The organism is Curtobacterium sp. MCBA15_001 (genome assembly GCF_001864835.1).
GTDB lineage: Bacteria > Actinomycetota > Actinomycetes > Actinomycetales > Microbacteriaceae > Curtobacterium.
The window spans coordinates 92,207-92,436 of the sequence record NZ_MJGI01000006.1 but is presented as its reverse complement, the minus strand read 5'-3'; the positions used below and the strand labels follow the sequence as shown (position 1 = coordinate 92,436).

Annotated in this window: 1 pseudogene; it reads left to right on the top strand. The window is 77.8% G+C overall.

Annotated elements, in window-relative coordinates:
* Window positions 1-211, top strand: a pseudogene (locus BIU90_RS18570) (ABC transporter ATP-binding protein); the annotation flags it as partial.
* Window positions 212-230: the final 19 nt, after the last annotated feature.

Below are 230 nucleotides of genomic sequence, written 5' to 3'. Positions count from 1 at the left end.
GCTCGAACGCCTGCGCGACGAGACCGGCGTCGCCATGGTGTTCGTGTCCCACGACCTGCGGGCCGTCCGCCGCATCGCCGACGACGTGCTCGTGATGGACGCGGGTCGCGCGGTGGAGCACGGCCCCGCCCCCGAGGTCTTCGCACGCCCGACCCACCCCGTCACGGTCGCGCTGCTGCAGGCCGCGACGCGCCTGGCCACCGGCCCGTAGCCGCCCCCCCCCCCCCCCC